Raw genomic sequence first — 19,464 nt, 5'->3', positions numbered from 1 at the left:
ATCCACGATGAAGAAGTCCATGCTGCTGATCGCAGCCGGCGCCGGCTACGTGCTCGGCGCCAAGGCGGGGCGCGAGCGCTACGAGCAGATCCGCACCGGCTTCAACCGCTTCAAGTCCAACCCGCAGGTGCAGGCCGGGGCCCAGCAGGCCGCCGACCTGGCCAAGGAGAAGGCGCCGCTGGTGAAGGAGAAGGTCTCCGGGGTCGCTGGCGCCGCCGCCGACAAGGTCCGTCCCGGGGGCGGCAGCGACAGCGGCAAGGACGACCTGGTCGACCAGCTCAACCCGGACAGCACCGCACGCCAGGACGACCCCTACCCCAAGGGCGACCTGCCCTGAGCCGAACCGGTTCAGCTACCGGCCAGGGCGGCCAACCGTGAGACCGCGCTCGAGTCGGTCAGCGAGGCCACCTGGTCGATGACGACCCGGAGGCGGCCCGCCTCGTCGACCGCCCTTTCCCAGTCCTCGGCGAAAGGGCGGTCGAGTGCGTCCGGCCCCCGCGCCAGGAGGGTCTCGACGAGCTCGGCCATCAGCTCGCGCTGCCGGACCATCAGCGCGACCCGGTCGTCGGCGCTCATCACGTAGTGCGCGGCGATCCCCTTGAGCACGGCGATCTCGAGGCGGGTCCGCTCCGGCACCACCAGGTCGCCGCGGTAGCGCACGAACGGGCCCCCCGAGGCCGCGAACGTCGCCTGCTGGACGCTGCCGCAGAAGCGCCCGATCAGGTCGCTGGTGAGGTTCTTGAGCGAGGCCAGCCCGCGTCGGCCGTGGTCGTAGGCGGCGGTGGGCCAGCTCTCCTGGGCCCGCAGCCCCGCGAGCACGTCGTCGAGCACGTCGTCGGTGGCGTCCGGGGTGTACCACCCGCGCACGGTCTCCCAGAGCGCGTCGCGATCCAGCCGGGTCAGGTCGACCCGACCGGCGACCACGCCGTCCTCGACGTCGTGGACGGAGTAGGCGACGTCGTCGGCGAGGTCCATCACCTGGGCCTCGAGGCACTGACGGGTGCCGCTCACGCCTCGCCGCATCCACTCGAAGACCCCGAGGTCGTCGGTGTAGACGCCGAACTTGACCACCACCCGGGGAGTGCCGTCGCCGTGGACGCCGGCCGGCGGCTGGGCCGACTCGCGCGTCCAGGGATATTTGGTGCAGGCGTCGAGGGTGGCCCGGGTCAGGTTGAGACCCACGCTGGCCCCCTCGGCGTCGAAGGTCTTAGCCTCCAGCCGGGTGAGGAGCCGCAGCGTCTGGGCGTTGCCCTCGAACCCGCCGCATGCCTGGCTCAGCTCGGCCAGCACCCGCTCGCCGTTGTGACCGAACGGCGGATGGCCCAGGTCGTGCGCGAGCGCCGCGGTCTCGGCCAGGTCGGGGTGGCAGCCCAGCGCCTTGGCCAGGTCACGTGCCACCTGGGCGACCTCGAGGCTGTGGGTGAGCCGGTTGCGCACGAAGTCGTCGGTCTGCGGACCCATCACCTGCGTCTTGGCCGCCAGCCGTCGGCTGGCGGCCGCGTGCACCACTCGGGCGCGGTCGCGCTCGAAGGGCATGCGGACGGGGGCGTCGACCCTCTTGGGCGGCTCGGGAACGAGCCGCTCGCGCGCGGCTTCGTCGTACAGGTGCTCCATCGGACGCGACGTTACCGGCCGCCGCCGACGCACGACCCCGCGGGCGGGAGAGGCCGGGCGCGAGGCCGGCTCAGTAGACCGTGACGTGCACGTGGTCGTAGTGGTTGGCGGTGGTCGAGCCGCGGTTCGACATGCCCCGCCAGCCCTCGCCCGCCCGGTCCACCGACCAGATCTTCTGCGCGTAGATGAGGTACTCGATGCCGAGCCCGACGTAGTTGGCGCGCAGGTACTCCGCGATCTCCCAGCCGAGGGCACCGCTCACCATCACGTCGACGGCCCGGCCCTGGCCGTGCTCGCCGTCGCTGCGGAAGGTGCCGTAGGAGGTGATCTGCGGGAACCGGGCACACACGGCCTGGTGGACCTTCGTGATGTCGGGGTCGACCCCGGACGGCACCGAGGTGCCGTTGCGGCAGTCGCCGCCGATGCCGGCCACGGGCCTCTCCTCGTCGAGGTAGCCGGCGGTGACCCAGCGCGACGTGCCGTCGACGACGACCTCGACCCGGCCCTCCTGGGAACGTCCGGTGACCAGGACCCGCTCCCCGGAGTCCAGGACGCCCGTCTTCTCGGCGGATGCCCCGGCGTCGGTCCACAGGTTCAGGGCCTCGGTGGTCCACAGCCGGGTGTCGGCCTGCTGGACGGCCAGGGCCGTCACCTGGGCCTGGCGCTGGCGGGCCTGGGCGGCCCCCTTCCTCTGGTCCGCCTTGCGGGCCGCCCGCTTGGCGGCCTTCTTTGCGGCCTTCTTGGCCGCCTGCTTGGCCGTCTGAGTCCCGTCGCCGGTGCGGGACCCGCTGCGGGTGACCGGGGCGGAGCGCTCCGGGAGTTCGACGACACCGCCGATCGAGGTACCGGCGAGCAGGTCGCGGGACGGGTCGGGGTGCTGCGACACGACGCCGAGAGCGACAGCGGAGGTGGTGGTCAAGAAGGCGACCGGTGCCGCGAAGAGAGCGGCTCGGGCCAGGGGGGTGCGGGCATTGGTCTCCCGCTTGTGGCGATGCTTTGCCACAGCGTTTGTTCCTTTGCTGTTGCTGACAGGTCGTGCCGGCGTGCAGATCGTGCACGGGCGGCGCGGTCGATGAGTCAAGCACACTGTCGGCCAGATCTAGACATTTCAACTGCCTGTCTCAGGGTGTCTCCCCTCACCCTCCGCTATCCGGACGACGGACCCGCGCCACCGCTCACACCCGGCCCGGGCGTCACCCGCCGGTGGCCTCGTCGGCGTCCTCCCGGACGTGGCCGCCCCGTCCGTCGGTGTCGTCGAGCCAGCCCTCGGGAAGCACCACCCGCTTGCGGGGCGACCCCTGACGACCCCGCGGCGCCCCCAGCTCGGTGACCGGGAAGCGCTCGTCCGGGTCCAGCTCCTCGAGCAGCCGGTCGAGCGCGGCCAGGGAGTCGACCAGGGCCAGGGAGTGCCGAAGCGGCCCGCCGGCCCGGAAGCCCTTGAGGTACCAGCTGACGTGCTTGCGGAACTCCTTGCACCCGCGCTCCTCCCCCATGTGCTGGCAGAGCAGCTCCGCGTGGCGCCGCATCATCGTCCGCACCTCGCCGAGGGTGGGCAGCGTCGTCTCGACCGGCGTCTGGGAGAAGGCCGCGGCCAGGTCCCTGAAGAGCCACGGCCGCCCCAGGCAGCCCCGGCCCACGACCACTCCCGCCGCACCCGTCTCGCGCACCATCCGCACGGCGTCGCCCGCCTCCCACACGTCCCCGTTGCCGAGGACCGGGATGTCGACGTGCTCGACCAGGCGGGCGATGGCCTCCCAGTCGGCCGCGCCGGAGTAGGCCTGCTCCACGGTGCGCCCGTGGAGCGCGATCGCGGCCACCCCCGCCTCCTGGGCGATGCGGCCGGCGTCGAGGTAGGTGAGGTGGTCCTCGTCGAGCCCCTTGCGGGTCTTCATGGTGACCGGCACGCCGTACGGCGCGGTCGCCGCCACCGCGGCCTCGAGGATCTCCGCGAGCAGCCCCCGCTTCCACGGCAGGGCTCCGCCACCGCCCTTGCGGGTGACCTTGGGCACCGGGCAGCCGAAGTTGAGGTCGACGTGGTGCACGCCGTACTCGGCGCACAGGATCTCGGCGGCCTTGCCGACGTAGCCGGGGTCGGTGCCGTAGAGCTGGACCGAGCGGACCGTCTCCAGCTCGTCGAAGACCAGCATCTTCCGGGTCGTCTCGTCGCCCTCGACCAGCCCGCGGGAGGTGATCATCTCGCAGACGTAGAGCCCCGCCCCCTGCTCGGCGCAGAGGCGGCGGTAGGCGGCGTTGGTGATCCCGGCCATCGGGGCGAGCACGACCGGGGTCGCGATCCTGAGGTCCCCCAGGACCAGCTCGGTGGGCAGGGCGGGGTCGAGCACCGGGCCCTCCTTCCTCGCTGCGGTGGACGCGGTCGTCAGCAGCCGAGCAGCCGCTCGGCGAAGTAGCGGGTGATCCCGTCCAGGCTGATCCGCTCCTGGTTCATCGAGTCGCGCTCGCGCACCGTGACCGCGCCGTCCTCGAGGGTGTCGAAGTCGACGGTCACGCAGTACGGCGTGCCGATCTCGTCCTGGCGGCGGTAGCGCCGGCCGATCGCGCCGGAGTCGTCGAACTCGACGTTCCAGTTCTCCCGCAGCTCGGCGGCCAGGCCCTTGGCCTTGGGGCTCAGGTCGGCGTTGCGGCTCAGCGGGAGCACCGCGACCTTGACCGGAGCCAGCCGCGGGTCCAGCCGCAGCACGGTGCGCTTGTCCACGCCGCCCTTGGTGTTGGGCGCCTCGTCCTCGGCGTAGGCGTCGACCAGGAAGGTCATCAGGCTGCGGGAGAGGCCCGCTGCCGGCTCGATGACGTAGGGGACGTAGCGCTCGTTGGCCGCCTGGTCGAAGTAGCTCAGGTCCTGGCCGGAGTGCTGGGAGTGGGTGGTCAGGTCGAAGTCGGTGCGGTTGGCCACCCCCTCGAGCTCGCCCCACTCCGAGCCGGCGAACCGGAAGCGGTACTCGATGTCGACGGTCCGCTTGGAGTAGTGGCTCAGCTTCTCCTTCGGGTGCTCGAAGTGGCGCAGGTTGTCGGGGTTGATCCCGAGGTCGGTGTACCAGCGGGTGCGCTCGTCGATCCAGTACTGGTGCCACTCCTCGTCCTCGCCGGGCTTGACGAAGAACTCCATCTCCATCTGCTCGAACTCGCGGGTGCGGAAGATGAAGTTGCCCGGCGTGATCTCGTTGCGGAAGCTCTTGCCGATCTGGGCGATGCCGAACGGGGGCTTCATCCGGCTCGAGGTCACCACGTTGGCGAAGTTGAGGAAGATGCCCTGCGCGGTCTCGGGACGCAGGTAGTGCATGCCGGACTCGTCCTCGGTGACACCGAGGTGGGTCTTGAGCATCCCGGAGAACTGGCGCGGCTCCGTCCACGCGCCACGGGTGCCGCAGTTGGCGCAGGCGACCTCGCGCAGGTCGACGGCGTCGGGGTCGTCGAGGCCCTTCTTCTCCGCGTACGCCTCCTGGAGGTGGTCGGCGCGGTAGCGCTTGTGGCACGACTGGCACTCGGTCAGCGGGTCGTTGAAGGTGTCGACGTGGCCGGAGGCCTCCCAGGTCTGACGCGGGAGGATGATGCTGGAGTCGAGGCCGACGACGTCCTGGCGGCGCTGCACCACCGAGCGCCACCACTGCCGCTTGATGTTCTCCTTGAGCTCGACACCGAGCGGGCCGTAGTCCCAGGCCGACCGGGTGCCGCCGTAGATCTCCCCGCAGGGGTAGACGAAGCCCCGCCGCTTGGCGAGCGAGACGACGTTGTCGACGGGCGTGGGGGGCGGCTTGGCCACGGGTGAGCTCCTGAGCGCACGGCCGGCTGGCTGCCGACCTCGAAGGATCAGGGTATCGAGCGGCTCCGCGCCTCGTTGAGGGCGGCTCCCGGCAGCACGGTCTCGTAGGCGCTGGGCTCGTCGATGGCCCGGCTCAGCACCGGGACGGCGGTGAGCTTGACCTCGTAGGAGGAGAGCGCGCGGCGGTAGGAGCCCACGTCGCGCCACTCGCTGTGCAGCACCCACAGCTCCGGGTCGTCGAGGTTGCGGCCGACGCCGCCGCGGACGTAGCCCGGCCGCTGCGCCAGGGTCTCCAGCGCGCGCTGGAGGTCGTCGCGGAACTGCTCCGCGGCCTGGGCGGGCACCTGGAACCTGTTGATCACGATCACCGGGCCAGCCTAGGCGCCGGCCGACCCGGGGGTGGGGCCCGAGGTGGCACGCGCTGGCGACCGGTGTGAGAATGGTTCTCATGAACACTCGCACCACCCTCGCACTGCTGCTCCCGACCGCCCTCCTCGCCGCCGGGTGCGGCACCTCGGACGACCAGGGCCGGGCCGCGGACGCCCCCGTCGAGGTGGCCGCCGGGTTCTACCCCCTGGCCTGGGTCGCCGAGCAGGTCGCCGGAGACCGGGCCGACGTGGTCAACCTGACCAAGCCGGGCCAGGAGGCGCACGACGGCGGGCTGACGATCGAGAAGACCGCGGACCTCGCCTCGGCCGACCTGGTGCTCACCCACGCCGCCCTCCAGCCCGAGGTGGAGGAGGCGGCCGAGCAGAACGCCGAGGGCGCCGTCCTCGACGTCGAGGACGTCATCGACCTGGCCCCCGCCGCCGAGGGCCACGACCACGAGCACGCCGGCGACCACGCCGACCAGGGGCACGACCACGGCGAGGACGACCCCCACTTCTGGCTCGACCCGCTGCTGATGGCCGACCTGGGCGACGCCGTGGCCGACGAGCTCGCGCAGGTCGACCCCGAGGGCGCCGAGGAGTACGCCGCCGGCGCGGCTCGGCTCCGCAGCCGGCTGGAGGAGCTGGACCAGGAGTACGCCGACGGGCTGGCCGGGTGCGAGCGCAACGTGGTGGTGGTGAGCCACGACGCCTTCGGCTACCTGCGCAAGTACGGGCTGGAGTTCGAGCCGATCGCCGGCCTCTCCCCCGACGCCGAGCCCACGGCCGCCGACCTCCAGCACCTCCAGGAGCTGATCCGCGAAGAAGGACTCACCACCGTCTTCAGCGAGACCCTGGGCTCCGCGGCGCCGGCCCGCACCCTGGCCGAGGACACCGGGCTGACCACCGACACCCTCGACCCGATCGAAGGGCTGGCCGACAGCAGCGCGGGGGCCGACTACCTCTCCCTGATGCGCGACAACCTCGCGGCGCTCCGGCGGGCCGACGGATGCTGAGCGACCCCGGCCAGCCGCCGGTCGAGCTGCGCAACGTGTCGGTGTCCATCGACGGCCGCCCGGTGGTGCGCGGCGTCGATCTCACCGTGCGGACCGGGGAGTTCGTCGCCCTGATGGGCGCCAACGGCTCCGGCAAGTCCACCCTGGTGCGCGCCACCACCGGCCTGCGCCCCCTGGCCGCCGGCTCGGCGTCCCTGTTCGGCACCCCGCTCGCGACCTTCCGCGACTGGCACCGGGTGGGCTTCGTCCCGCAGCGCGCCGGGGCCGGCTCGGGCGTGCCCGCCTCGGTCTGGGAGGTGGTCGCCTCCGGCCGGCTCACCCGGCGGCGCCTCTTCCGGCCCCTGGGCCGCCACGACCGCCAGGTGATCGAGGACGCCCTGCAGGTGGTCGGCCTCGAGCAGCTGTCCCGCACCGGGATCACCGCCCTCTCCGGGGGGCAGCAGCAACGCGCGCTGATCGCCCGGGCGCTGGCCGGCGAGCCGGAGCTCTTCCTGCTCGACGAGCCGACGGCCGGGGTGGACCTGCCCCACCAGGAGGCGCTCGCCGACGCGCTGCGCACCCTTGCGCGACGCGGCGCGACGATCATCCTGGTCGCCCACGAGCTGGGCCCGATGCGCCCGCTGGTGGACCGCGCCGTGGTGATGCGCAGCGGCCGGATCGCCTACGACGGCGCCCCCCTGGACGACCACGAGGTGCACTCCCCCCATCTCGGCGAGGCGCACACCCACCACCACGTCGAGCCCCAGCAGGACCACGTCCCCTTCGTCGCCTCGCCCCTGGACCCGCCGGAGGGCGACCGATGAACGACCTTCTCGAGCTGTTCTCCCTGCCCTTCATGCAGCGCGCCCTGCTGGCGGCGATCTTCACCGGCCTCGCCGTCCCCGCGGTCGGCACCTACCTGGTGCAGCGCCGGATGTCCCTGATGGGCGACGGCCTCGGCCACGTCGCGGTCACCGGCGTCGCGATCGGCCTGGTCACCGGCTTCTCCCCGACCTGGACCGCGGTGCTCGCGGCCGTGCTCGGCGCGGTGGCGATCGAGGTGATCCGTGAGCGCGGCAACACCAACGGCGACCTCGCCCTGGCGCTGCTCTTCTACGGCGGGCTGGCCGGCGGCATCTTCGTGGCCGGCGTCGGCGGGGAGAGCACCGCGCGTCTGCAGCAGTACCTCTTCGGCTCCCTGCTCAGCGTCTCCCGCGGGGACGTCGTCTTCACCCTCGCCTTCGCCGTGGTGCTGACCGTGCTCTGCCTGGGTCTCTCACCCCAGCTCTTCGCCGTCTCCCAGGACCAGGAGTTCGCCCGGGTCGCCGGGCTCCGGGTCCGGGGCTACAACCTCCTCGTCGCGGTGCTGGCCGCGGTCTCGGTGACCGTCGCGATGCGCACCGTGGGCCTGCTGCTGGTCTCGGCGCTGATGGTGGTGCCGGTGGCCACCGCACAACAGCTGGCCCGCTCGTTCCGCGCCACCCTGGTGCTGGCGATGGGCGTGGGCCTGGCCGCCTCCTTCGGCGGCCTGGTGATCGCGGCCGCCGCCTCCTACCGCGCCGACGTGGCCCCCGGCGCGTCCATCGTGCTGCTGAGCCTGCTGCTGTTCGGGCTCACCTGGCCGGTCGGGGCGCTGCTGCGCCGACGCCAGCGGCTCCGTCTCCCCTTCGTCGACGAGGGGCCGGAGCCGCAGGACGCGGCCCACCTGCGCCCCGAGGACCACCCGCACCGGCACGGCGAGGGTTGCGGTCACCGCGGGGTGGCGCACGGCGACCACGTCGACTACCTGCACGACGGACACCGGCACGCACCGCACGAGGCCCACTATGACGAGCACTGACAGCACCCGGCCCGAGCCCGGCCTGCGCCCCACCCGGCAGCGGACGGCCGTCTCGGAGACCCTCGCCACGTTCGACGACTTCCGCTCCGCCCAGCAGATCCACGACCTGCTTCGGGCCCGAGGGGAGAAGGTGGGCCTGGCCACCGTCTACCGCACCCTGGCCGCCCTCGCCGACGCGGGCGCGGTCGACGTGCTGCGCAACGAGGACGGCGAGGCGATGTACCGGCGCTGCTCGGCCACCCACCACCACCACCTCGTCTGCCGCGGGTGCGGGGCCACGGTGGAGGTGGAGGGCCCGGCGGTGGAGCGCTGGACCCAGGCCATCGCGCGCGAGCACGGCTATGCCGACCTCAGCCACGAGCTGGAGATCTTCGGGACCTGCCCGGCCTGCCTGACCGCGCCGGCCGGCGACGACGACCACACCGGGTCCGGCGGCTAGGCTCCCGCTGTGCGTCCCGGTGCGAAGCGTGAGGTCCGACGTCCGACCCCCCATCCCTCGGGCGCCCGGCCCCCGGCCGTCCCGGCCGAGCTGGTGCCGCGTCACGTCGCGGTCGTGATGGACGGCAACGGCCGGTGGGCCAGGGAGCGGGGCCTGCCGCGCACCCGCGGCCACGAGCAGGGCGAGAGCTCCCTGTTCGACGTGGTCGAGGGCGCCATCGAGATCGGCGTGAAGGCGATCTCGGCCTACGCCTTCTCCACCGAGAACTGGTCCCGCTCGCCCGAGGAGGTGCGCTTCCTCATGGGCTTCAACCGCGACGTCATCCGCCGCCGGCGCGACGAGATGCACGAGCTCGGGGTGCGGGTCAGGTGGGCCGGCCGGGCCCCCCGTCTGTGGCGGTCGGTGATCAAGGAGCTGAAGACCGCCGAGGAGCTCACCCGGGACAACGACGTGCTGACGCTGACCATGTGCGTCAACTACGGGGGCCGGGCGGAGATCGCCGACGCGGTCCGGGCCATCGGCCGCGAGGTCGCGGCCGGCCGCCTCAACCCGGACCGGATCGACGAGCGGACCATCGCCCGCCACCTCTACGTGCCGGAGTGGTCGGAGGCCGACATGGTGTGGCGCACCTCGGGCGAGCAGCGTCTGTCCAACTACATGACCTGGCAGTCGGCCTACAGCGAGTTCGTCTTCTCCGACGTGCTGTGGCCCGACGTCGACCGGACCCACCTGTGGGCCGCCGTGGAGGAGTACGCCCGCCGCGACCGGCGGTACGGGTCGGCCTGACCTGGCCGCTCAGCGCTCCACGTGCTCCAGGGAGCGCAGTCCTCGCTCGACGTGCCAGGCCAGGTAGGCCGAGACCAGGCCGCTGGCCTCCCGCAGGTGACGCGGCTCGGCCGCGTGCACGACCGGCCAGTCGCCGGCGAGCAGCGCGCCGAGCAGCCGCAGGGTCTCCGGCGCCGGGGTCGCCGACCCCGGCAGCTTGCACAGGGTGCAGAGCGCGCCCCCGGCGGCGGGGCTGAAGAACCGGTGCGGACCCTCGGTGCCGCACCGCACGCAGTGGTCGAAGGAGGGCGCGTAGCCCGCCACCGACAGGGAGCGCAGGAGGTAGGAGTCGAGGACCTGCCCGGGCGCGTGCTCCCCCGACACCATCGCCCGCAGACCTCCCACCAGGAGCAGGAACTGCTGCACCGCCGGCTCCCGCTCCTCCACCACCAGCCGCTGGGCGGTCTCCAGCATGACGGTGCCCGCGGTGTAGCGGTCGTAGTCCAGCCCCAGCCGGGAGTGGAAGGGCGTCAGCGTCTCCGCCTGGGTGATCACGTCCAGCGAGCGTCCCTCGGCGAGCTGGAGGTCGACGTGGGTGAAGGGCTCCAGCCGGGAGCCCCACCGGGAGCTGGTCCGGCGTACGCCCTTGGCCACCGCCCGCACCAGCCCGTGCTGGCGGGTCAGCAGGGTGATGATGCGGTCGGCCTCCCCCAGCTTGTGGGTGCGCAGGACGACCGCCTCGTCGCGGTACAGGGGCACCGGACCATTGTGCCCGACGGGGCCGGTGATCAGCGGCTGCTGCTGCGCCTGCGGGTACGGCGCGTCCCGCGGGCCTCCCAGACGTCCAGCGCGAAGGAGAGCGCCTCGGCGTCCATCCGGGCGGGCTCGAGCCGCCACTCCCATGGGCCCCGGGTCCGCACCAGGCGGGCCTGGGGCAGCTCCTGGGTCAGCATCCGGGCGTCCGCCAGGGGCCTGGCCGGGTCGCCGCGGTGGGACAGGACCAGGGCCGGGGCGGTGACGGCCCGGCGCTGCGCGGCGTCCGGGGCGAGGCGGCCGAAGAGCACCCCGTGGAGCATTGCGGCGACCGAGTCGGCTCGCTGGTTGCCGGTGTCCAGGGCCACCCCCACCCAGAAGGGGACGAGGCCCCGGGGCACCGCCCGGCTCGCCTTGCGCACCCCCGAGAAGACCGCCGGCGCCACCCGCGCGCCGACCATCAGCGGCGCGAAGCAGGCCAGGGCGGCGGCGAACCCGTTGTCGAGCAGCGGCGCCTCCAGCAGCAGCCCCCGCACCCGCTCGGGTGCCTGCACCGCCACCTCCAGGGCCACGTTGGCCCCCAGGGAGACACCGCCGACCAGCGCCCGCGCGGCTCCGAGGTGGTCGAGCAGGGCCACCACCTGCTCGCCGAAGGCGGTCACCGAGTAGGCCAGGGGGTCTGCCGGCCGGTCGGAGCGGCCGTGGCCGAGCAGGTCGAGGGTGACCACGTGGAATCCCTCGGCCGCCAGGGTCCTGGCCAGGGGCTGGTGCATCCGCCGGGAGAGCAGCTCGCCGTGGAGCAGCACCACCCACCGCTCGCCTCCGCCGTACTCGGTGAACTCCAGTCGGTCCCCCGACGGCAGGAAGAGCTGACCGATCCGCTCAGAGACCAACATGAGGGCAATCTAGCGACCGTGGGCGCGAGTACCGAGGAATGCCCACCAACGGGCCGCCTGACTGGAACACTGTGCCCATGTCCACGCGAGTCCGCGAGCTCGAGCGGCGCAGCACCGTGCTCGGACTCGTCGTGCTCATCCTGGCCACGGGCATCCTGACCCTGACCATCTCGTCGGCCGGCTCGTCCGCGCTGGTCACCTGGTGGCCGCCGGTCGGCATCGCGTGCACCCTCGTGGTGGTGACCCCGCGTCGCTGGTGGTGGTGGACCGTCCCCCTGGTGGTGCTCGCCAACGCCGGCGCCAACCTGGCCGGTGACCGCCCGGTGCCCCTCGCCCTGGTCCTCAGCCTCCTGGTGGGGCTGGAGGCGGTCGTCTTCGCCCTGGTCATGCGCCTGCGTCACGGCGGGCTCGCCGTCCTCGCCGACCAGACCGACTTCCTGCGCCTGGTCGGGGCGACGGCCCTGACCAGCGCCGTGGGCGGGGTCGTGGCGGCGCTGATCGTGCCCCTGGCCGGCGGGGGCGACAGTCCGCGGCACTACCTGCTCGCGATCTGCTCCTCGCACGCGGCCTCGATCCTGGTGATCGCCCCCGTCCTGCTCAGCCTGCGCCTGCCCCTGATGCCGATCCGGCTCTGGGAGCTGGTCCTGCAGACCACCGGGGTCACCCTCGCGGCCCTCGTCGTCTTCGGCTTCGGCAACGTGCTGGCCATGACCTTCGTCCCGTTCCCCTTCCTGGTGTGGGCCGCCTTCAGGTTCGGGCTCCGGGTGGTCGCGGTCGAGGTCGTCGTGATGGCCGTGGTCGCCTCCGCGGCCACCACCCGGGGCCAGGGTCCGTTCGCCGTACGCATCGGGGGGCCCGCGCTCGACCGGATGGACGCCACCTCGCTCCTCCAGACCTTCCTCATCTGCCTGGTGCTCATCTGCGTGCCGCTGGCCCTCAACGTGGAGCAGACGCTGCGCCTGACCGAGCGGCTGCGGGCCAGCAGCGACCTCTTCCAGCGCAACTTCTCCGAGTCCCTGGTGGCGATGCTCGTCCTGCGGATGGACCGGGACCGCTTCACGGTCTACGACGCCAACCAGCAGACCACGACCCTGCTGGGCCTCGAGCGCGGTGAGGTGGTGGGGCGTCCCCTCGACAAGATCCTCCGCACCGAGACCTCCCTGACCGACATCGCCGCCCAGATGGCTGCCCCAGGAGTCACCGGGTGGCGGGGCGAGGGTCGCATCCGCCACCGCCCCGAGCGTCAGGTGCTGCTCAGCATCACCAGGCTCTCGGGCTCCTCCGGCGAGCCCATGTTCAACGCCCAGCTCCTCGACCTGACCAGCGAGCGGGAGGCGCGCGCCGACCTCGACGCGGAGCGGCGGCTCACCGACATCACCTTGGCCACCACCGCCTGCGTGATCGTGGTGAGCGACCTGCAGGGCACCCTGGTCCGGGCCAACCCCGCCCTCGGCAGGCTGCTGGGGATGCCCGTCGAGAAGCTGGTCGGGCGGCCGGTCTGGGACGTGCTCGTGATGCCCGAGCACCGCGACCTGGCACGCGAGCTGTTCTCGGGGGGCGGCCTGCCCGACGTCCCCGCCAGCATCGACGGGGTCCTGCTCGACGGGGAGGGGCGGGAGCGCCGGCTCGCCTGGACCAGCGGGATCGCCACCGACCCCGAGGGCCAGGCCTCCTACGTGGTGATGACCGGGATCGACATCACCGCCGAGCTCAACGCCTCCGAGATGACCCAGCACCTGCTCGCCGCGGCGCTCGACACGGCCATGATCGGGGTCGACCTCGAGGGTCGGATCACCCTCTTCAACGCCGGCGCGCAGAAGCTGCTCGCCGTGGCCCCCTTCGAGATGATCGGCACCCCCTTCGTCGACCTCCTCGTCCCCGACGAGCTCGCCGCCTGGGCGCACGAGCACGGCTCCTCCCCCTCGTTCCTGACCCTGCTGCACCAGCTCGTCGACGCGCCGTCGCAGGACTGGTCCTGGCGACGCTCGGACGGCAGCCGGGCCCTGGTCTCGATGTCGTTGACCCGGGTCACCGACCACAGCTCCTCGCTGATCGGCTACCTGTGCGTGGCCACCGACGTGACCGAGTCGCGCCGGACCCAGGAGATGCTGGCCACCGCCCTGGAGAAGGAGCGGATGGTCGTCGAGCGCCTGCGCAACCTCGACTCGGCCAAGGACGAGTTCGTCTCCACCGTCAGCCACGAGCTGAGGACCCCGGTGGCCAGCATCGTCGGCTACACCGAGCTGCTCCAGGACGGCGACTTCGGGGAGATCCCCGAGCAGCAGACCCCGGTGGTCGACGCGATCAACCGCAACGGCGAGCGACTGGTGACCCTCGTCGACAACCTGCTGGCCCTCAACGGCATCGCCGACGACGTACCCGGGTGGGAGCGGTCCAGGATCGACCTGGTCGACCTCGTCGACGCGCTCGAGCACAGCGCCGCCGCGTCGGAGGCCGCCCGGCGCCTCACCCTCTGCTTCGACCGCCCCGACGAGCCGGTGCTCGTCGACGGGGACTGGTCCCAGCTCGAGCGCGCCCTGGAGAACCTGCTCAGCAACGCGATGAAGTTCACCGAGGCGCGGGGACGGGTGACCTGCTCCCTGGCCGTGGAGGACGACACGGCCGTCCTCACCGTGGCCGACACCGGTCTCGGCATCCCGCGCGAGGAGCAGAGCAACCTCTTCACGCGCTTCTGGCGCAGCACGACGGCCCAGTCACGCCACATCCAGGGCACGGGACTCGGCCTGTCGATCGTCCACGCCATCGTCACCTCCCACGGGGGGACGGTGACGCTGGAGTCGGCGCACCTGGCGGGGACCACCGTCACGGTGCGGCTGCCCGTCAGCTCCCCCTGAGGCCGGGCCGCGCCGGCCCGGCCTGTGGGGGTGGCGCTCAGGCCCGGTTCACCGCGCTGATCACGGCCTTGAGGGAGGCGGTGACGATGTTGGCGTCCAGGGCGACGCCCCACAGGATCTGGTCGCCGACGGCGCACTCCACGTAGGCGGCGGCGATCGCGTCCCCGCCGGCGGAGAGCGCGTGCTCGTGGTAGTCCAGCACGCGCACGTCACCGCGGTCGGCGTAGTCGGGGTTGCCCTTGGCCTGCTCCTCGGCGACCAGGTCGTTGAGGGCGTTGGTGAAGGCGTTGATGGGCCCGTTGCCGATGCCCTCCAGGGTGCGCTCGGCGCCGTCGACGTAGACCTTGACGCTCAACCGGTCCTTCTCCCCCGCGGCGGAGGAGGTGTGGACGGAGTTGAGCGACAGCGGGGAGGTCCGGTCCAGGTACTCGCTGCGGAAGACCGACCAGATCTCGTCGGGCGTGACCTCGCCGCCCTCGGCGTCGGTGCGCTGCTGGATCACCCGGCTGAACTCGATCTGGGCGCGCCGCGGCAGGTCCAGGTTGTGCTCGGCCTTCAGCAGGTAGGCCACGCCGCCCTTGCCGGACTGGCTGTTGACCCGGATGACCGCCTCGTAGCTGCGGCCCACGTCCTTGGGGTCGATCGGCAGGTACGGCGCCTCCCACGGCATCTGCTGGACCGGGACGCCCTGCTGGGCGGCGCGGCGCTGGAGGTCCTCCAGCCCCTTCTTGATCGCGTCCTGGTGCGACCCGGAGAAGGCGGTGTAGACGAGGTCGCCGGCGTAGGGGTGTCGCGGGTGGACCGGCAGGTTGGTGCAGTACTCGACGGTGCGGCGCACCTCGTCGATGTCGGAGAGGTCGACCTGCGGGTCCACCCCCTGGCTGAAGAGGTTCATCGCCAGGGTGACGAGGTCGACGTTGCCGGTGCGCTCCCCGTGGCCGAAGAGACAGCCCTCCACCCGGTCCGCCCCCGCCATCAGGCCGAGCTCGGTGGCGGCCACCGCGGTGCCTCGGTCGTTGTGCGGGTGCAGGCTGATCGCGCTGTGCTCCCGGCGGGTCAGCCCGCGGGAGAAGTACTCGATCTGGTCGGCGTAGGTGTTGGGCGTGGACATCTCCACGGTCGCCGGCAGGTTGAGGATGATCTCGCGGCCCGCCTCCGGCTGCCACACGTCGGAGACGGCCTCGCACACCTCGAGCGCGAAGTCGGTGTCGGACTGGGTGAAGATCTCGGGGCTGTACTGGTAGCCGAAGCTCCCGGAGCCGACGACGTCCCCGAGCAGCTCCTCGGCGTACTTGACGACCAGCTCGGTCCCCCGGGTGGCAATGCTGCGGCACTCGTCGGGGGTGACCTGGAAGACCACCCGCTGGAAGAGCGGGGCGGTCGCGTTGTAGAGGTGGACGGTCGCCCGGTCCGCCCCGACCAGCGACTGCACCGTGCGCTCGATGAGGTCCTCACGCGCCTGGGTCAGCACCGAGATCTGCACGTCGTCCGGGATCCGGTCCTGCTCGATCAGCTCGCGCACGAAGTCGAAGTCGGTCTGGCTGGCGCTCGGGAAGCCGACCTCGATCTCCTTGTAGCCCATCTTGACCAGCAGCTCGAACATCGCGTGCTTGCGGGCCGGGGTCATCGGGTCGATCAGGGCCTGGTTGCCGTCGCGCAGGTCGGTGGAGAGCCACCTCGGGGCGCGCTCGATCTTGCGGGTCGGCCACGTCCGGTCGGGCAGGTCGACGGGGACGAACGGCCGGTAGCGCTCGAACGGCATCGGGGTGGGGCGCTGCCGGTTGTGGGTGTTGCTCAGGTCAGTCATGGTTTCTCTCTCGTCGCAGGAGATGGGGCGACCGGCACGCAGCACGCACTCCGCAACGAGGTGGCCGGTGGGTCAGGCCTCGTTGCGGCGGCGAAGGAGGAGAAGAGAGCTCGTCATGACGCCCACACCCTAGCCCATCGACCTCCCGGGGCGGGCGGTCGTCCTAGTCTCGGGCCCATGGCCCGCCTGCTGATCGTCCACCACTCCCCCACACCGTCGGTCCGTCGACTGACGGACGCCGTGGTGGCCGGGACGCGCGACGAGGCGATCGAGGGCGTCGAGGTGACGGTGCGTCCGGCCCTCGAGGCGAGCGCGGCCGAGGTGCTGGCCGCCGACGGCTACCTCCTGGTCACCCCGGCCAACTTCGGCTACATGTCGGGCGCCCTGAAGCACTTCTTCGACTCCGTCTTCCTCGAGGCCGGCGGCGCGCTCACCGACGACGGCGCAGCCGGTGCCGCGGAGGGCGGGCGGAAGCCCTACGGCCTACTGGTCCACGGGCGCTACGACACCACGGGGGCGGTCCGCTCGGTGCAGTCGATCGTCGGCGCCCTCCCCTGGCGGCAGGCGGCGGAGGTGGTGGAGGTCCTCGGCGACGTGGACGACGGTCATCGCGAGGCGGCCTACGAGCTCGGGGGAACGGTCGCGGCCCTGCTGATGGGCTAGGCAGGCGACGGGCTGGGAACGCCCCGCCGCCGGAGGGCGTCCGCGCTAGTGTCGGGAGCGGTGAACATCGTGACGACTCTCCCGCCCACGCGACACCCCGCACCGGTGCCGGTGGAGGCCGGATGACCCGCCGGGCGCTCACGGTCGGCTGCCTGCTGCTCCTGCTCCTGTCGGGCTGCTCAGGGGGCGGCGGGTCCGACCCGGCCGACTCCGACTCCCCCAGCGCTGCCGGCAGCGCGGCGGCGCAGGAACGACCCAAGCCGCCGCGGGCCGGCCGGTGCTACCGGCTGCGCCACCGCGATGCCCTGGCCGCGGTCGTCGACCGCCCCGCCGTGCCGTGCCGGCGCAAGCACACCTCGGTGACCTTCCACGTCGGCAAGCTCGACCTGCGCCACCGGGGCCGCCGGCTGCGGGTCGACGCACCCCGCGTCCAGCGCCAGGCGGCCCAGACCTGCTCGCGACGCCTGCGTCGCCACCTGGGCGGCACCGAGGAGCAGCTCCGGCTCAGCATGCTCACCACCGTGTGGTTCACCCCCACGGTGGAGGAGGCCGAGCGGGGTGCCCGCTGGCTGCGCTGCGACGTGGTCGCGCCCGGGCCCGACCGCTCCCTGGTCCCGCTGCCGGCCCCGGGCGCGCTGGCCGGGATCCTCGACGACCCTGGGCGGCGCGACGCCTTCGCCACCTGCGCCACCGCCGAGCCGGGCACCCGCGCGTCCCGGCGCGTCCCCTGCTCGCGCCGGCACACCTGGCGGGCGGTGGCCAGCGTCGACCTGGGCGACGGGCGCTATCCCGGGGCCGCCCGCACGAAGCGGCTGATGGACGGCCCGTGCACCGAGGCGGCTCGCGAGCGCGCCGACGACCCCCTGGACTTCTCCTGGGCCGAGGAGCGCCCGACCCGGGAGCAGTGGCGCGCGGGCCGGCACCACGGCCTCTGCTGGACCGCCGTCACCGACTAGGGGACCGTCGCGCCGGCAGCGGGACTAGAAGCCGAGCTTGCGCAGCTGCCTGGGGTCGCGCTGCCAGTCCTTGGCGATCTTGACGTGCAGGTCCAGGTAGACCGGGGTGCCGAGCAGCGCCTCGATCTGGAGCCGGGCGGCCCGGCCGACGTCGCGCAGGCGGGCGCCCTTGTGGCCGATCATGATCCCCTTCTGGGAGTCCCGCTCGACGTAGAGGTTGGCGTGGATGTCGAGCAGCGGCTTGTCCTCGGGCCGGTCCTCACGCAGGTTCATCTCCTCGACCGTCACCGCGATCGAGTGCGGGAGCTCGTCGCGCACGCCCTCCAGCGCCGCCTCACGGATCAGCTCGGCCACCAGGATCTCCTCCGGGGCGTCGGTCAGGTCGCCGTCGGGGTAGAGCTGCGGCCCTTCCGGGAGCAGCCCGACGAGCAGGTCGGCGAGGAGGCCGACCTGGCTGCCGGCGAGCGCCGAGACGGGGACGATCTCGGCCCACTCGGTGCCCGTCTCCTCGCCCAGCGCCTGGATGGCGAGCAGGTGCTCGCCGATCTGCTCGGGGGTGGCCAGATCGGTCTTGGTGGCGATGGCGACCTTGACGGTGCGCCTCACCTTGCCGAGCTCCTTGACGATGAACCGGTCGCCGGGGCCGATCTTCTCGTTGGCCGGGAAGCAGACCGCCACCACGTCCACCTCGGCCCAGGTCGTCTTGACCAGGTCGTTGAGGCGCTCGCCGAGCAGGGTGCGGGGACGGTGCAGTCCCGGGGTGTCGACCAGGATCAGCTGGGCGTCGGGACGGTGCACGATGCCCCGGACCACGGTGCGGGTGGTCTGTGGCTTGGAGGAGGTGATCACCACCTTGCTGCCGACCAGGGCGTTGGTCAGGGTCGACTTGCCCGCGTTGGGACGGCCGACGAACGACACGAAGCCGCTGCGGTGGGCCGGGGTGGTCTCTGTCATGTGTCCTCCCGGGCGGCGTCGTAGTCCGCCCAGATCTCCTGGTCGCTCTTGCCGGCGGCGATCCCCGCCCGGTGGATCGGTCCTGGGTCAACGGACCTCGGCTGGCGCCCGGCGGTCGACCGCCAGTAGCCCATCACGTCGTAGTGGCTCGAGGGCATCCGCACCACGCGCATGAGGTGCTTGCGGATCGCCCGCATCTGGGCGGACTCCCCCGCCATCCAGAAGTAGCCCTCACCCGGGGGCCATTCCAGGGACTCGACCACGCTCGCCAGCCGGCTCTCGCCCTCGGCCGGCGGGGCGAGCCAGGTGACGTGCACGTGAGCGGGCAGGTAGTCGGCCAGGTCGTCGGAGACCTCGGCCAGGACGTGGGTCTGAAGGTCCGGCCGCGACTCCGCGATCCGCGCAATCGCCGGCACGGCCGTCAGGTCGCCGGCCAGCACCAGCCACTGCGCGCCCGGCGGCGGGGCGAAGGACGCCTTCGGCTCGGTGACGGTGACGGTGTCGCCCGCGCAGTCGCCCCGCGCCCACTCGGTGACCAGTCCCGTCTCGTGCACCACCACGTCGAGCACCAGCTGGGAGCCGTCCCAGGACCGGACCGTGTAGTAGCGGCTCTGGAACTGGCCGGGCACCACCAGGCCCACCCACTCGTCGGGGACCCCGGTGGTCTCGAAGCCGGCCAGCCCCGGGCCGCCCAGCACGAGACGCACCAGGTGCGGCGAGAGCTGCTCACGGCTCAGCACCTGGGCGGTGTAGTGCTCGGCGCGGGTGCTCACCCGCTCAGGCT

Annotated in this window: 19 protein-coding genes; 9 read left to right on the top strand and 10 right to left on the bottom strand. The window is 72.6% G+C overall.

Annotated features, from left to right (window positions below; all coding sequences use genetic code 11):
* Window positions 1-7 precede the first annotated feature (7 nt).
* The gene (locus AC4BGE_RS17360) at window positions 8-337 is read left to right on the top strand and encodes a hypothetical protein (RefSeq protein ID WP_490572407.1); all 330 of its coding nucleotides are present in this window, start codon (window positions 8-10) and stop codon (window positions 335-337) included.
* A gap of 11 nt (window positions 338-348) precedes the next feature.
* Here the strand turns inward: AC4BGE_RS17360 and AC4BGE_RS17355 are convergent, their stop codons facing one another.
* The 5 genes from AC4BGE_RS17355 to AC4BGE_RS17335 form a co-directional block, all read right to left on the bottom strand.
* Window positions 349-1,614 (bottom strand): deoxyguanosinetriphosphate triphosphohydrolase, encoded by a 1,266-nt coding sequence (locus AC4BGE_RS17355; RefSeq protein WP_490576087.1) that lies wholly within the window; start codon window positions 1,612-1,614, stop codon window positions 349-351.
* Between the two features lie 70 nt (window positions 1,615-1,684).
* On the bottom strand, window positions 1,685-2,617 hold the full coding sequence (locus AC4BGE_RS17350; RefSeq protein WP_490576086.1) for an SH3 domain-containing protein: 933 nt from the start codon (window positions 2,615-2,617) through the stop codon (window positions 1,685-1,687).
* A 190-nt stretch (window positions 2,618-2,807) separates the two neighbouring features.
* On the bottom strand, window positions 2,808-3,956 hold the full coding sequence (gene dusB, locus AC4BGE_RS17345; RefSeq protein ID WP_490572410.1) for a tRNA dihydrouridine synthase DusB: 1,149 nt from the start codon (window positions 3,954-3,956) through the stop codon (window positions 2,808-2,810).
* Window positions 3,957-3,991: 35 nt separating this feature from the next.
* Window positions 3,992-5,389, bottom strand: a complete 1,398-nt coding sequence (locus AC4BGE_RS17340; protein WP_490576085.1) for a glycine--tRNA ligase — start codon at window positions 5,387-5,389, stop codon at window positions 3,992-3,994.
* A gap of 47 nt (window positions 5,390-5,436) precedes the next feature.
* Window positions 5,437-5,757, bottom strand: a complete 321-nt coding sequence (locus tag AC4BGE_RS17335; protein ID WP_490576084.1) for an antibiotic biosynthesis monooxygenase family protein — start codon at window positions 5,755-5,757, stop codon at window positions 5,437-5,439.
* An 80-nt stretch (window positions 5,758-5,837) separates the two neighbouring features.
* Here AC4BGE_RS17335 and AC4BGE_RS17330 point away from each other — a divergent pair, with 80 nt between their 5' ends.
* From AC4BGE_RS17330 to AC4BGE_RS17310, 5 genes are read left to right on the top strand one after another with little or no spacing between them, the layout of a single operon-like run.
* A complete protein-coding gene (locus AC4BGE_RS17330) occupies window positions 5,838-6,773 on the top strand; it encodes a metal ABC transporter substrate-binding protein (RefSeq protein ID WP_490576083.1) in 936 nt (311 codons plus the stop codon).
* Window positions 6,767-7,576, top strand: a complete 810-nt coding sequence (locus AC4BGE_RS17325; RefSeq protein ID WP_490572414.1) for a metal ABC transporter ATP-binding protein — start codon at window positions 6,767-6,769, stop codon at window positions 7,574-7,576. Before AC4BGE_RS17330 ends, AC4BGE_RS17325 begins: the two co-directional genes overlap by 7 nt.
* Window positions 7,573-8,592: a metal ABC transporter permease gene (locus tag AC4BGE_RS17320; protein ID WP_490572415.1), complete on the top strand. Its 1,020-nt coding sequence runs from the start codon at window positions 7,573-7,575 to the stop codon at window positions 8,590-8,592. The genes AC4BGE_RS17325 and AC4BGE_RS17320 overlap by 4 nt, the downstream gene beginning before the upstream one ends.
* Window positions 8,579-9,031 (top strand): Fur family transcriptional regulator, encoded by a 453-nt coding sequence (locus AC4BGE_RS17315; protein WP_490572416.1) that lies wholly within the window; start codon window positions 8,579-8,581, stop codon window positions 9,029-9,031. The genes AC4BGE_RS17320 and AC4BGE_RS17315 overlap by 14 nt, the downstream gene beginning before the upstream one ends.
* Before the next feature lie 9 nt (window positions 9,032-9,040).
* Window positions 9,041-9,817 carry an isoprenyl transferase gene (locus AC4BGE_RS17310; protein ID WP_490576082.1) on the top strand — a complete coding sequence of 259 codons (777 nt, stop codon included), beginning with the start codon at window positions 9,041-9,043 and terminating at the stop codon, window positions 9,815-9,817.
* 9 nt (window positions 9,818-9,826) lie between these two features.
* Here the strand turns inward: AC4BGE_RS17310 and recO are convergent, their stop codons facing one another.
* Window positions 9,827-10,555 carry a DNA repair protein RecO gene (gene recO, locus AC4BGE_RS17305; RefSeq protein WP_490576081.1) on the bottom strand — a complete coding sequence of 243 codons (729 nt, stop codon included), beginning with the start codon at window positions 10,553-10,555 and terminating at the stop codon, window positions 9,827-9,829.
* 29 nt (window positions 10,556-10,584) lie between these two features.
* On the bottom strand, window positions 10,585-11,445 hold the full coding sequence (locus AC4BGE_RS17300) for an alpha/beta fold hydrolase (RefSeq protein WP_490572419.1): 861 nt from the start codon (window positions 11,443-11,445) through the stop codon (window positions 10,585-10,587).
* Window positions 11,446-11,522: 77 nt separating this feature from the next.
* Between AC4BGE_RS17300 and AC4BGE_RS17295 the strand changes: the two genes are divergently transcribed.
* Complete coding sequence (locus tag AC4BGE_RS17295; RefSeq protein WP_490576080.1) at window positions 11,523-14,300, top strand: PAS domain S-box protein; 2,778 nt, start codon at window positions 11,523-11,525, stop codon at window positions 14,298-14,300.
* Window positions 14,301-14,337: 37 nt separating this feature from the next.
* On the opposite strand, the gene leuA is transcribed toward AC4BGE_RS17295, so the two are convergent.
* Entirely contained in the window at window positions 14,338-16,107 is a 1,770-nt protein-coding gene (gene leuA, locus AC4BGE_RS17290; protein WP_490572421.1) for a 2-isopropylmalate synthase, read from the bottom strand.
* A 177-nt stretch (window positions 16,108-16,284) separates the two neighbouring features.
* Between leuA and AC4BGE_RS17285 the strand changes: the two genes are divergently transcribed.
* Window positions 16,285-16,770: a flavodoxin family protein gene (locus tag AC4BGE_RS17285; RefSeq protein ID WP_490572422.1), complete on the top strand. Its 486-nt coding sequence runs from the start codon at window positions 16,285-16,287 to the stop codon at window positions 16,768-16,770.
* Between the two features lie 122 nt (window positions 16,771-16,892).
* Entirely contained in the window at window positions 16,893-17,726 is an 834-nt protein-coding gene (locus AC4BGE_RS17280; protein ID WP_490576079.1) for a septum formation family protein, read from the top strand.
* Window positions 17,727-17,750: 24 nt separating this feature from the next.
* On the opposite strand, the gene era is transcribed toward AC4BGE_RS17280, so the two are convergent.
* Window positions 17,751-18,680 (bottom strand): GTPase Era, encoded by a 930-nt coding sequence (era, locus tag AC4BGE_RS17275; RefSeq protein ID WP_490572424.1) that lies wholly within the window; start codon window positions 18,678-18,680, stop codon window positions 17,751-17,753.
* Complete coding sequence (locus AC4BGE_RS17270) at window positions 18,677-19,453, bottom strand: siderophore-interacting protein (RefSeq protein WP_490576078.1); 777 nt, start codon at window positions 19,451-19,453, stop codon at window positions 18,677-18,679. The genes era and AC4BGE_RS17270 overlap by 4 nt, the downstream gene beginning before the upstream one ends.
* Window positions 19,454-19,464: the final 11 nt, after the last annotated feature.

The sequence above is a fragment of the Nocardioides sp. Z50_6 genome (assembly GCF_058215755.1).
This window is presented reverse-complemented; position numbering and strand designations above follow the sequence as displayed.